Raw genomic sequence first — 12,565 nt, 5'->3', positions numbered from 1 at the left:
GTAACGATAAACATGTTTTTATGGCGGACTCGCATGGAAGTGCTGGTCCGCCTATTGTAAATATGCAGACGGTGGAAAGTATGATAACGAGCGTAACCAACAAAAAAGTGAAAAGCATTGTACAGTTGAATAAAAAGGCTGGACTGAGAAGAAAAGAGGGCATCTTCATCGCAGAGGGTATTAAAATGTTTCTGGAGGCACCTTTAGAGAGTGTTCTGGAGGTCTATGTGTCGGAGGGCTTCCACAAAGTTTCACAGATAGAGCAAAAACTGAAGCAGTGCGGATATGAAACAGTATCCGAGGAAGTTTTTTCTAAGATATCGGACACCCAGACTCCACAGGGAATCTTATGTGTACTAGGGCAGTCTCACTACTCGTTGAAGGACATGCTGGAAGGTCAAGAGGTGCCGCTTTTTCTCATTGTAGAGGGACTTCAGGACCCCGGCAATCTGGGAACCATCCTTCGTACCGGAGAGGGAGCAGGGGTGAGCGGCGTGATTATGAGCAAGGATACGGTGGACATATATAATCCGAAGACAATACGTTCCACCATGGGATCCATATATCGTGTGCCATTTTTTTATGCAGATGATATCGTGCAGACAGTAAAGGCGCTGCAAAAGGACGGAATCAAGGTATACGCAGCACATTTAAAGGGAGAGAAGAGCTACTCCCGGTGCGATTATACGGGAGGCACGGCCTTTTTAATTGGGAACGAAGGAAACGGGCTGTCGGAGGAACTGTCTGAGGCGGCGGACAATTATATAAAGATTCCTATGAAAGGGCAGGTAGAGTCACTGAATGCCGCAGTTTCCGCTTCGCTGCTTATATATGAAGCGGCAAGACAGCGGGAAAATTAAAAACGGAGGGATGAGAAATGCAAATAGGATTTATTGGACTTGGAAATATGGCGAAGGCCATCATAGGCGGTATGCTGAAACAAAATATCGTGACGCAGGAACAAATCGTCGGCACGGCTAAAACAGAGACAACGATGGAGAAGATGCGCAAGGAATTCGGCATCCGCACGGCGGGAAGCAATAAAGAGACAGCGGCGGGAGCAGATGTACTTATTCTTGCGGTAAAACCCATTTTTTTCCCCGAAGTAATAGAGGAAATACGGGATGAAATAACGGAAGATAAGCTGGTCATCAGCATTGCGGCGGGAAAGACCATGGAGTGGATAGAGAAGGAGTTTAAAAAGCCCGTAAAGCTCATTCGCTGCATGCCCAATACCCCGGCGCTGGTGGGAGAGGGCTGTACGGCGGTATGTGTCAATTCCTCGGTGAAGTGTGAGGATGAGGAGTTCTGCTTAAAGCTAATGGGAAGCTTTGGCAAGGCGATCTCTATTCCGGAGAGGCTGATGGACGCGGCAGGAGCAGTTTCGGGCAGTTCTCCTGCTTATGTATTTATGTTTATAGAAGCTATGGCGGATGCGGCGGTGGCGGCAGGAATGCCGCGGAAACAAGCCTATGAATTCGCTTCCCAGGCGGTGCTTGGAAGCGCAAAAATGGTATTGGAGACCGGAATACATCCGGGAGAATTAAAGGACATGGTATGTTCTCCCGGGGGCACCACGATCGAGGGAGTCAGAGTGCTGGAAGAAAAAGGAATGCGTTCGGCGGTGATGGAGGCTTTGAGCGCTTGCGTGGAGAAGTCGAAAAAGTTATAAAATTTGTAACATATATGGAGAAATAAGGAAAAATTATCACATAATTTTTACATGACAAGTGTATAAAATCAGGAAAAACAGCGTAAACTTGACAATGACTGCTTCATTTGTTATTATTATTCGCGTAATAAAATTAACAAATTTGTAATAATTACATATGATAGCAGTAGAGTAAGTGTTCTTAGCAGGAAGTGTTTGCATGGAGCATAAACTTGGAGGGAATGAAATGTCAAGAAGCATAAAGCTGTTTTATAGACTGTCAGGTATTGTGTTGGCGCTTGTTATGGTGATGTCCATGGATATCAAGGCGGCAGCCGGTGAAAACACTACGGGCAGCAAAGAATATTTGGATTCGCTTACCGTAGGAGTGGCTAAGATTCTGGATCCCAGCACGGAAGCCAGAGGTGAAAGCAGTGTATCGGAGAACTCGGTACAGGTATCTGCTAATAGTGCTGTTGCAAAAGAGACCGTGCCCGATATTACAGTTCAGGAACAGAAGACGGAACCTGCCGCACAAAAGGAACCGGAATCGGATCTCGTTATGGCAGATGTACAAAACGCGTTGAATGTGCGGGCAGAGGCCGGCGAAGATGCGGAAAAGGTAGGCTTGTTATACAAGGACTGCGGCGGCAAGATTTTGGAGCGCAGGGATGGATGGACGAAATTGCAGTCAGGTTCTTTGGTAGGCTGGGCTAACGATGAATATCTCCTCTTTGGCAATGATGCCGAGAAAATGGCGGGAGAGGTAGGCAATCTTATCGTGACCATAGAGACGGATGCGTTACGGGTGCGCAAGGCACCTAACACCGAGGCGGGTATATATGTGGTGATGGCACAGGACGATGAACTGGATGTGATTCAGGTGATGGACAATGACTGGATCAGCGTGGCATACGGCAATGAAATAGGCTATGTTTCATCTGAATTCGTGAACCTGGACTTCCACATTGACGAAGGAGAGACCGTTACCGCGATTAAGGCGCGGGAAAAAGCGGAGGCGGAAGCCAAAGCGAAGCTTACGGCTGATCAGGGAGCTGTTGTGGTGGGTGCGGATGATACAAGACTTCTTGCCGCTTTGATTTATTGTGAAGCAGGAAATCAGGGCTACGAAGGACATCTGGCAGTGGGAGCTGTAGTCATGAACCGTGTAAGGAGCGGGGCATATCCCAATTCCATTACGGGCGTCATTTACGCTTCGGGCCAGTTTACTCCGGCACTTAACGGAAAGGTAGCGAAGGTTTATGGAGGAAATATTCCGGATAGCTGCATAAAGGCAGCTCAGGAAGCGATAGGCGGAGCGACCAATGTAGGAACAGCAACCCATTTCAAGAGGGCCGGCGTCCATGACGGAATCGTAATAGGAGACCATGTATTCTGGTAAGCAATAATTTTTTGAAGATAAGGTTTTGTGCATGCACAATATGCACAAAACCTTTTTTTATAAATAGGAAAGTGCACTTATTACATAATGTTACATAAAAAATAAATGTGCATCCACACGCACGGAACAAAAGCTGCGCTGCCAAAGTGCTTGGCTGCAAAAGTGAGCGAAGTACACTTTTTATGTAATAGGAAAGTGCATCTATTACATAAAAAATAAATGCGCAGCCATGCGCGCGGAACAAAAGCTGTGCTGCCAGGATGCTTGGCTGCAAAAATGAGTGAAGCACACTTTTGTTCTGTGTAAATGTAATATTGAATAAAGTGCCGAAATATAGTAAGATATAAGAAAGTCATGGAAGGGAGACTGATTATGAACTACACTATTTTATGGCTTATTGCATTGGTTTTGTTTATAGTAATTGAAATAGGCACCATGGGACTTACCACTATCTGGTTTGCGGGGGGTGCTCTTGTGGCGGTAATCGCTGCGGTTTTCGGAGCTCCGGTGGCTTTGCAGATAGTTCTTTTTTTGGCGGTATCTCTTGTGCTTCTTTATTTTACAAGACCTTTAGCGGTAAGGTACTTCAACAAGGACAGGGTGAAGACGAATGCGGAGAGCCTTGTGGGTAGACAGGCAATTGTTACCAGCGAGATTGATAATCTGCAGGGAATCGGGCAAGTGACTGTTAACGGACTGGAATGGTCCGCTCGGATGTCGGAAGATAATGTGAAGCTGGCAGCCGGAAGCGTAGTGAACATAGTTGCTATTAACGGAGTGAAACTCATTGTTGAGGAGAAAAAAGAGGAGAATTAATATGATAACATTAGCTATTGTTCTGGTCATACTTATTTTAGTTTTGGTATCTTGCATCAAGATCGTGCCGCAGGCAAATGCGATTGTTTTGGAAAGGCTCGGCGCTTATCAGAGTACGTGGTCGGTAGGACTTCACTTTAAAGTGCCGTTTGTTGATAAAGTAGCGAAGAAGGTAAACTTGAAGGAGCAGGTAGCAGATTTCGCGCCTCAGCCGGTTATTACAAAGGATAACGTAACGATGCGTATCGATACGGTAGTATTTTTCCAGATCACAGATCCGAAGCTATACGCATACGGAGTGGAGAATCCGATTATGGCTATCGAAAATCTGGCGGCGACAACACTGCGTAATATCATCGGTGATATGGAGTTGGACCAGACGCTCACTTCCAGAGAAATCGTTAATACGAAGATGAGAGCAACTCTCGATTCAGCCACTGACCCGTGGGGAATCAAGGTAAACCGTGTGGAGCTCAAGAATATTGTTCCTCCGGCGGCTATTCAGGATGCCATGGAGAAGCAGATGAAGGCAGAACGTGAACGCCGCGAGTCTATTCTGAGAGCGGAAGGCGAGAAGAAGTCCACGATTCTCGTAGCGGAAGGCCAGAAGGAATCAGTGATTCTGGAAGCAGAGGCTCATAAGCAGTCCGCAATCCTTGGTGCAGAAGCAGAGAAGATGAAGATGATCCGTGAGGCAGAAGGTGAGGCAGAGGCGATTCTTACGGTACAGAAGGCGACGGCAGACGGTATCCGAATGATACGTGAAGCAGGTGCAGATCAGGCAGTTCTTACGCTTAAGAGCCTTGAAGCATTTGTGAAAGCAGCGGATGGCAAAGCAACCAAGATTATCATTCCTTCCGAGATTCAGGGAGTGGCAGGTCTGGTTTCCTCCATTAAGGAAATCGCTACAGATAGTAACGTTAGCAAATAAAAATAAAGCTTATTGATTCCGGTAGTTGGAAGAAAGTTTCCGGCTGCCGGAATTTCATAACGCTGTAAATATTAGAACGGGAAAAGATGCTCGTTCGGTACATTCAGGAAAGGCAGGAAGCGCACATGGATTTGAAGGGACGTCATTTTTTGAAGCTATTGGATTTTACGCCGGAGGAGATTACATATTTACTCGATTTATCGGCAGACTTAAAGGATAAGAAGAAAAAAGGAGTTTTGACCCAATGGCATACGGGAAAGAATGTGGCGCTTATTTTTGAAAAGACGAGCACGAGAACGAGATGTGCGTTTGAAGTGGCGGCCCATGATCTTGGTATGGGAACTACTTACCTCGATCCGGTAGGCTCTCAGATAGGAAAGAAGGAGAGTATTGCAGATACGGCGAGAGTGCTTGGAAGCATGTATGAGGGCATTGAGTATCGCGGATACGGTCAGGAAATCGTGGAGGAATTAGCGAAATATGCGGGAGTTCCTGTGTGGAACGGTCTGACCAACGAATTTCATCCTACGCAGATGCTGGCGGACCTATTGACGATCAGAGAGCACTTCGGATATTTGAAGGGCATCAAATTGACTTATATGGGTGATGCCCGTTACAATATGGGAAATTCCCTAATGGTAGCCTGCGCGAAGATGGGGATGCATTTTACGGCATGTACGGCCAAGAAGTATTTTCCTGAGAAGGCGCTGGTGGAGGAATGCCAAAGGATAGCGGCGGAGACCGGTGCTACGATTGAACTGACGGAAAACGTGGAGGAAGGAACAAAGAATGCGGATGTCATCTACACGGACGTATGGGTTTCCATGGGAGAGCCTGCGGAGGTTTGGACAGAGCGTATCGAGGAGCTTTCACCCTACCAGGTAAACAGTAAGGTAATGAAGAATGCAGGGGAGAAAGCGATATTCATGCATTGCCTGCCTGCTTTCCACGATTTGAAGACGGCAATCGGGAAGGAAATGGGAGAGAAATTCGGCATTACGGAAATGGAAGTGACGGATGAAGTATTCGAGTCTGCGGCTTCTATCGTATTTCAGGAGGCGGAAAACCGCATGCATACAATTAAAGCGGTAATGGCGGCAACGATTGGGGTTATGGAATAAGTATGAAGACAGAGATTTTGACGCTCCTTAGAGAAAGTGAGAATTACGTTTCCGGGCAGGAGCTTTGCAACCGATTTGGCGTGTCGAGGACAGCAGTCTGGAAGGTAATGAAGCAACTGAAGGAAGAGGGCTATGTGATAGAGGCGGTCCAGAATAAGGGCTATAAGCTTAAGGCCAATCCGGATGTGCTTACCTTAAGCGAATTAAAGAGCCGCATCCATAATCAGTGGGCGGGAAATACGCTTTATTTCTACGAAGAAACCGGCTCTACGAATATCGATGCAAAGCGTCTTGCGGAGGAAGGTGCCCCCCATGGGACGGTGGCGGTCGCGGATAAGCAGAATGCTGGAAGAGGAAGGCGGGGGAGAGTATGGCAGTCTCCTGCGGGAAAGGATATTTATTTTACCCTTTTGCTCCGGCCCGATTTTGCTCCGGACAAGGCATCGGGCCTTACGCTCGTCATGGCACTTTCTGTGGCGCAGGCGGTGGAAGCCTTCTGCGGGTTGACAGTAGGAATCAAATGGCCTAACGATATTGTAGTAAACGGCAAGAAGATTTGCGGAATACTGACAGAAATGAATGTGGAGCCGGGTTATATCCAGTATGTAGTCATCGGTGCGGGCATCAATGTGAATCTGGAACAGTTTCCGGAGGAAATAAGCAAAACGGCAACGTCGCTGTTTCTGGAGAGCAGGACGCAGTGGCCCCGGGCCGAACTTTTGCAAAACGTCTTGAAGCGCTTTGAATATAATTACGAGGTATTTTTGCAGACCAAGGATTTGACGGGGATTAGGACGGAATATATGAAGCATCTGGTGAATGTGGACAAACAAGTGCGTGTGTTGGACCCTGAAGGGGAATTCGAAGGAATTGCCAGGGGAATCGATTCGTCGGGCGAACTGCTGGTAGAGAAGGAAAGCGGGGGAATCGTAAAGGTATATGCCGGAGAGGTATCGGTAAGAGGCTTGTACGGGTATGTATAATGTCCGGCGGTATCGGGAAATAGTCTGTGAAAGGAGCACATTTTATAGAAATGGAAGAGAATAGAATTGTTTTATGCGGTGCAAATTCTTATGAGCAGAAATATTATTTTAACGATAGGTTTGATGGGATTCCCCAGTCTATCAAGGATGAGCTGCATATTATCTGTGTGCTTTTTACCGAAGAGGTAGGAGGGATTTTCACGGTGGTATTCGAAGAGGACGGCACGGTTTCTCTGGAAACGAATTTTGCAGACGACGACTTTCTGTATGATGAGATAAGCAGCGGGCTGATGGTGAGTAAGATAAGAGGCAGCAGGCAGGAGTTATTCGAATCGTTAAGTCTGTACTACCGTATTTTTGTTCTGCATGAGAAGCCCGATTTGGAAGAAGACTATGGAGGAAAGAAACATGATACTTGTAATTGACGCAGGAAACACGAATATAACTTTTGGAGTATATAACGGTAAGGAGCTTGCGACTACTTTCCGCATGACCACGAGGATGGAGCGTACTTCGGATGAATATGGCATGAGCATCACGGAGCTTCTTAGAATTAACAATATAGGCAAAGAAGATTTGGAGGGAACGATCATAGCCAGTGTCGTTCCCAATATCATGCACGCGCTGATTGGCGGAGTATCCAGATATCTGGGAACAGTACCGGTTATCGTGGGCCCGGGAGTGAAGACCGGAATCAAGATCATTACCGAGAATCCGCGGGAAATAGGACCGGACCGGATTGTGGATGCGGTAGCGGCATATGAAATTTACGGCGGGCCGGTGCTTGTGGTGGACTTCGGTACGGCAACCACCTACGACCTCGTGACGGAGGATGGCTGTTTTGCGGCGGGAATCACGGCGCCGGGTATTCGTATCAGTGCGAAAGCCTTGTGGGAGCATACGGCAAAGCTGCCCGAGGTAGAAATTAAAAAGCCCAAGTCCATTCTGGCGCAGGAAACCATATCCAGTATGCAGGCCGGACTGGTATACGGGCAAATCGGACAGACGGAATATATCGTGGGTCAGGTCAAGAAGGAAAGCGGATTTGATAACTTGAAAACGGTGGCGACAGGAGGGCTTGGCCGGTTGATCTCAGAGGAGGCGGAGAGCATCGATATTTACTGCAGCACGCTTACTTTGGACGGACTGAGGATAATCTATGATAAGAACAGGAAGTAGGTTAAAGGAAGGGCATCTTACCGGCAAAGCGGACATGGGGTATAAAAATGGAAAGTAAATTAAGACCCCTGCGGATAGGAGATGCCATACTGGAAAATAATATCATATTAGCTCCCATGGCAGGCGTTACCGACCTGCCGTTTCGATTGCTATGCAAGGAACAGGGAGCCGGGCTCATATGTATGGAAATGGTCAGTGCCAAAGCGATTATGTATAATAATAAGAATACGGAGGAGCTTCTTGCAATCCACCCGGAGGAGCGTCCCGTTTCCTTACAGCTTTTCGGTTCCGATCCGTACATTATAAGCGAAATGGCGAAACGAATCGAGGAGCGGCCGTTTGCCGTGCTGGACATCAATATGGGATGTCCGATGCCTAAGATTGTAAATAACGGTGAGGGCTCGGCTCTCATGAAAGACTCGTCACTGGTAGAAAAAATCGTAGCGGAGACGGTAAAAGCAATTAAAAAGCCGGTTACCGTAAAAATAAGAAAAGGCTTTGACGAGGAGCATGTGAATGCGGTGGAAATCGCCAAGGCAGCGGAGGCGGCAGGAGCCGCAGCGGTAACGGTGCACGGACGGACGAGAGAGCAATATTATGCGGGAAAGGCAGATTGGGATATTATCGCTAAGGTAAAGGAAAGTGTCCGCATTCCAGTCATCGGAAACGGCGATGTGACTGACGGAGAATCGGCTGCGAGATTGATGGAGCAAACAGGCTGCGATGGTGTGATGGTAGGTCGTGCAGTCAGAGGAAATCCTTGGATTTTCAGGGAAATTAAGACGTATTTGCAAACCGGAGAGAAGATTGCTTCTCCTGAGGCTGCACAGGTAAAGGAAATGATTTTACGCCATGCAAAGCTTCAGCTTAAATACAAGGGAGAATATATAGGCATCCGTGAGATGCGCAAGCACGTTGCCTGGTATGTCACCGGATTTCCCTATGCTGCGAGATTCAGACAGAAGGTGAATGAGATGGAAACTTTCGACGATCTGATGAAAGGCGTAGAGGCCATTTTTATGTAACCGGAAAAGCACGCTTTAGCTATGATGGGAAATTATGAACGGTAAAGCTGTGAACAGTAACAATTCACCGACAAATGTAATAAGGGTAAGTTGGCTCTCATATGCTGTTTAAAAGCATGAAACGCCGCGATGAGAATTTAGTAAGGGCGTTTGACTGGGACAGATATGGAATCGGATAGGAAGACAATCGTGTATTTCCATTTGGAAAGAGGACAGAATGCGAAGAAGCATTTCTGGAACACCTTCCGGATGTCTTGCGTAAATATAGATATGGGAGAGGAGTACGAACTTTTATTTTACAAGGTGCCGGAATTCTACGGAGGAGGACAGCCTTGGGATAAGCAAAGGCTCCTCGAAGTATTGAGTGCGCAGTTGGAGCAAACGGAGGCTTGGGATTATTATTTGCAGCCGGATTTAAGCAGCCTGTTGGAAATAAAAGAAAAGCTTCCGCCGGAAATTTTACTCCATAAGGTTGTGAAGCAAAATTTATGCTGGGAGTATCTGTTCCTGATTGGATGGAATGCGGCGGACGACGAGTTTGGCGAGGAGGGCTCCTTTCAGAGAATCGATGCGATGGAGGAGCAGAAAAATATCTTCGCTGTATTGCTGCAAAAATATCTGCCCCGTATCAATCATTTTACGGTAGTTACCGACCGGCCGGAGATGTACATGGATTTTACGGATTATGTATATGAGGAATACGGAATCCCCGCAGCTTACGTAAACAAGCTGGAAAAACGCCTCGGCAAGAACAAAAAGACGGTGATTCTGGATGGAAGGCGACGATATGTTCCTCCCTATGCCGCTATTCCTGAAGAAGCATCATACATTGACTTTTGGTCGGAGAACGAAAAGCGGAGGGTGCTGGAGACGAAGCGAAAGGATGTAAGGTATCTGTCAACAGTGAAATTCCTTGACACTCTCGCAAAAAATGGGTACAATACTAGAGTTAATCAGACCCATATTCAGGCAGAGAATAAGTAAAAATTGGTGGAAAACGAGTAAAGAACATTCGTAACGAGTAAAAAACATTCATAACGAGTAAAGAAAGCTCGTAACGAGTAAAGAACACTCGTAGGAAGGGTGACCCAAAATGGAAGAGAAGAAGAATATTTTGACTTATGAAGGTCTCAAAAAATATGAAGATGAGCTTCATGATTTAAAAGTAGTTAAAAGACAAGAAGTAGCGCAGAAAATTAAGGAAGCCAGAGAACAGGGCGATTTATCGGAAAATGCGGAATACGATGCGGCGAAAGACGAGCAGCGCGATATCGAAGCCAGAATCGAAGAATTGGAAAAAATCTTGAAAAATGCCGAGGTTGTAGTAGAAGACGAAGTGGATCTGGATAAGATTAACATCGGCTGTAAAGTAAGGATTATGGATATGGAATATAAAGAAGAATTGGAATATAAAATCGTAGGTTCCACCGAGGCGAACAGCCTTAAGGGGAAAATATCTAACGAATCGCCGGTAGGGAAGGCATTGATCGGTGCAAAGGCAGGGGCATTAGTCAGCGTAGAAACGCAGGTCGGCGTATTGAAATATAAAGTGCTCGAGATTCAGCGCTCCAGCAATTAAAAAATGTAGGGGCTGACAGGGAAAGTCGGGAGAAAAGGAGTGTCGGTAGTGGAAGAAACACAGAACGTACAAGGACAGCAGCAGGAACAGGATATTAACCAGCTATTGAAGGTAAGAAGAGAGAAGCTTGCGGTGTTGCAGGAAAGCGGAAAGGATCCTTTCCAGATCATGAAATATGATGTGACCCATCATAGCCTTGAGGTGAAAAATAATTTCGATGCATTGGAAGGCAAGATAGTATTCATAGCAGGACGCATTATGTCCAAACGAGTTATGGGAAAAGCTTCGTTTTGCAATGTGCAGGATTTACAAGGCAATATCCAGTCATATGTAGCCAGAGACAGCATCGGGGAAGAGCCTTATGCGGATTTCAAGAAATATGATGTGGGCGATATTGTCGGTATAGAGGGTGAGGTTTTCAAAACCAAAACAGGAGAAATATCCATACATGCGGCCAAAATTACGTTACTTTCCAAGAGTCTTCAGATACTCCCGGAAAAATATCACGGACTTGTAAATACGGATATCCGTTACCGTCAAAGATATACGGACCTCATCATGAACGAGGACGTAAAAAATACCTTCGTAAAGAGGTCTCAGATTATCAGCTCCATTCGCCGCTATTTGGACAGCCAGGGCTTTCTTGAAGTAGAGACACCTATGCTCGTGGCTAATGCAGGCGGTGCGGCTGCCAGACCTTTTGAAACCCATTACAATGCGCTGGATGAAGAAGTGAAGCTTAGAATCTCCTTGGAACTTTATTTAAAGAGGCTGATTGTCGGCGGAATGGAAAGAGTGTATGAAATTGGAAGGGTATTCCGCAACGAGGGCCTTGATACAAGACACAATCCCGAATTTACATTGATGGAGCTGTATCAGGCATATACCGATTATAACGGAATGATGGATCTGAGTGAGAATCTATACCGCCATGTGGCGAAAGAGGTTCTTGGAACGACGAAGATACAGTACGGCGATGTGGAAATCGATTTAGGCAAGCCGTTTGAAAGAATTACGATGGTGGATGCTGTGAAGAAATATACAGGTATCGACTTTGATCAGATAGAGACCACGGAGGAAGCCCGGAAGATAGCGGATGAAAAGGGCGTTCACTATGAGAAGAGACATAAAAAGGGCGATATTTTAAGCTTGTTCTTCGAGGACTTCGTAGAAGAGCATCTGGTACAGCCTACTTTCGTTATGGATCATCCGATAGAAATATCGCCGCTCACCAAGAAAAAGCCGGACAAGCCGGAATATACGGAGCGTTTTGAGCTGTTCATTACCTGCCGCGAGATGGCAAATGCATATTCTGAGCTGAACGACCCTATCGATCAGCGTGAGCGCTTTATCGCGCAGGAAGAGCTGATAGCTCAGGGAGATGAAGAAGCGAACAGTATCGACGAGGACTTCCTGAACGCCCTCGAAGTCGGAATGCCGCCTACAGGCGGAATCGGATTCGGTATTGACCGCATGGTTATGCTGCTTACGGATTCGCCGGCGATTAGGGATGTTTTGTTGTTCCCGACGATGAAAACATTGGACAAATAAAGTCAGTAAAATCAAGGGTTTGAGGACTTTCTGATTGTATTTTACAACATTTTTGCAACAAATTTGCAACGCATCATACGTGATAATATGACTTATCGGAAGGAAATCAAGCGGCTGCAAAGCAGACATTTGATTTCACCTGATAAGTCAGCGACAAACTGAAAGTTTGGAGCATTATGAGAAGAAGTTTTATGCTTCTCATAATACGGGATATTAGTGGAAAGTAAGGGTTATAGGTTTTCACTAGTATACCGAAAGGAATCGAAGATTCTTAATAGTATGGCAGTTGCTTTGATAAGTGGTACTTTATGGACATTTCCTGAAAGG

Annotated in this window: 12 protein-coding genes and 1 pseudogene; all 13 read left to right on the top strand. The window is 46.2% G+C overall.

Annotated features, from left to right (window positions below):
- Positions 1–80: 80 nt before the first annotated feature.
- A complete protein-coding gene (locus CC90_RS0112645; protein WP_031391133.1) occupies positions 81–860 on the top strand; it encodes a TrmH family RNA methyltransferase in 780 nt (259 codons plus the stop codon).
- A gap of 17 nt (positions 861–877) precedes the next feature.
- Positions 878–1,672: a pyrroline-5-carboxylate reductase gene (gene proC / locus CC90_RS0112640; protein ID WP_031391132.1), complete on the top strand. Its 795-nt coding sequence runs from the start codon at positions 878–880 to the stop codon at positions 1,670–1,672.
- 226 nt (positions 1,673–1,898) lie between these two features.
- Entirely contained in the window at positions 1,899–3,053 is a 1,155-nt protein-coding gene (locus tag CC90_RS22390) for a cell wall hydrolase (RefSeq protein ID WP_035315879.1), read from the top strand.
- 372 nt (positions 3,054–3,425) lie between these two features.
- On the top strand, positions 3,426–3,869 hold the full coding sequence (locus tag CC90_RS0112630) for an NfeD family protein (RefSeq protein WP_031391130.1): 444 nt from the start codon (positions 3,426–3,428) through the stop codon (positions 3,867–3,869).
- A gap of 1 nt (position 3,870) precedes the next feature.
- Entirely contained in the window at positions 3,871–4,800 is a 930-nt protein-coding gene (locus tag CC90_RS0112625; RefSeq protein WP_031391129.1) for an SPFH domain-containing protein, read from the top strand.
- Between the two features lie 125 nt (positions 4,801–4,925).
- Positions 4,926–5,921, top strand: a complete 996-nt coding sequence (gene argF, locus CC90_RS0112620) for an ornithine carbamoyltransferase (RefSeq protein ID WP_031391128.1) — start codon at positions 4,926–4,928, stop codon at positions 5,919–5,921.
- 2 nt (positions 5,922–5,923) lie between these two features.
- On the top strand, positions 5,924–6,904 hold the full coding sequence (locus tag CC90_RS0112615) for a biotin--[acetyl-CoA-carboxylase] ligase (protein WP_031391127.1): 981 nt from the start codon (positions 5,924–5,926) through the stop codon (positions 6,902–6,904).
- 50 nt (positions 6,905–6,954) lie between these two features.
- Positions 6,955–7,329, top strand: coding sequence for a DUF6145 family protein (locus CC90_RS0112610; RefSeq protein WP_031391126.1), 375 nt, complete (start codon positions 6,955–6,957; stop codon positions 7,327–7,329).
- Positions 7,313–8,083 carry a type III pantothenate kinase gene (locus tag CC90_RS0112605; protein WP_031391125.1) on the top strand — a complete coding sequence of 257 codons (771 nt, stop codon included), beginning with the start codon at positions 7,313–7,315 and terminating at the stop codon, positions 8,081–8,083. The genes CC90_RS0112610 and CC90_RS0112605 overlap by 17 nt, the downstream gene beginning before the upstream one ends.
- Positions 8,084–8,130: 47 nt before the next feature.
- Positions 8,131–9,108, top strand: coding sequence for a tRNA dihydrouridine synthase DusB (gene dusB, locus CC90_RS0112600; RefSeq protein ID WP_031391124.1), 978 nt, complete (start codon positions 8,131–8,133; stop codon positions 9,106–9,108).
- 165 nt (positions 9,109–9,273) lie between these two features.
- The gene (locus CC90_RS0112595; RefSeq protein ID WP_132038486.1) at positions 9,274–10,092 is read left to right on the top strand and encodes a hypothetical protein; all 819 of its coding nucleotides are present in this window, start codon (positions 9,274–9,276) and stop codon (positions 10,090–10,092) included.
- Between the two features lie 109 nt (positions 10,093–10,201).
- Entirely contained in the window at positions 10,202–10,687 is a 486-nt protein-coding gene (gene greA / locus CC90_RS0112590; protein ID WP_031391122.1) for a transcription elongation factor GreA, read from the top strand.
- 48 nt (positions 10,688–10,735) lie between these two features.
- Positions 10,736–12,226, top strand: a pseudogene (lysS, locus tag CC90_RS0112585) (lysine--tRNA ligase); the annotation flags it as partial.
- Positions 12,227–12,565: the final 339 nt, after the last annotated feature.

It is taken from the genome of Kineothrix alysoides, from assembly GCF_000732725.1.
In the GTDB taxonomy this organism is placed as follows: Bacteria; Bacillota; Clostridia; order Lachnospirales; family Lachnospiraceae; genus Kineothrix; species Kineothrix alysoides.
The sequence above is the reverse complement of the archived record's forward strand: the minus strand, read 5'-3'. Positions and strand labels throughout refer to the sequence as shown.